At 39.5% G+C, this 572-nt stretch carries 1 pseudogene; it reads right to left on the bottom strand.

Going from position 1 to position 572, the window contains the following annotated elements:
* Positions 1-363: 363 nt before the first annotated feature.
* A pseudogene (locus tag R7190_RS29430) lies at positions 364-572 on the bottom strand (deacylase); the annotation flags it as partial.

Below are 572 nucleotides of genomic sequence, written 5' to 3'. Positions count from 1 at the left end.
TCATCTGGAACAGATGAAGCATAATGATCTTCTAGTGAATGTTGTTGACTTTGTTCTTGTAAGTATTGAGCGATGTTTTCAGATTCTTGAGCGAGGAGATTTGCAGAAAGTCCAAGTCCCAACAAACAACCAATGAGTTGTGTTTTATTCATAGATGTGTGCAAGCAAAAAAGAAAACATAATACGAATAAATAAAACGCTGTGCAATTGTGCGATGAACAAGATGAATTGAAATAAGCTAAACACGAAGCACAAACGTTGGGTTTTCGTGTTTAAGTGTTTGTAATAAATAATATTGGTGAGTAAACATAACAAAAAAAGCCCGGCAACAGGTACTGGGCTTTGAGATCATAGAGCATGCAATTATGACTGAGTGTCGAGTGGGATTTGTCCCGTCGTTACCTGTTCGACGTCAAACTCAGTTAATCCTTCAATGTAGCTTTCTACCGCTTGTTCTACTTCATCGTCGCTTTGGCTGAAGTATGCGAGGTGGAAAATGGCATCGCCTTCGTTTACCAATGGCAGCGTTTGCTGACCGATCACTAAACCACTTTTAGGTGCTTTTAGCTCTA

The organism is Vibrio sp. 1078-1, assembly GCF_033340475.1.
The sequence above is the reverse complement of the archived record's forward strand: the minus strand, read 5'-3'. Positions and strand labels throughout refer to the sequence as shown.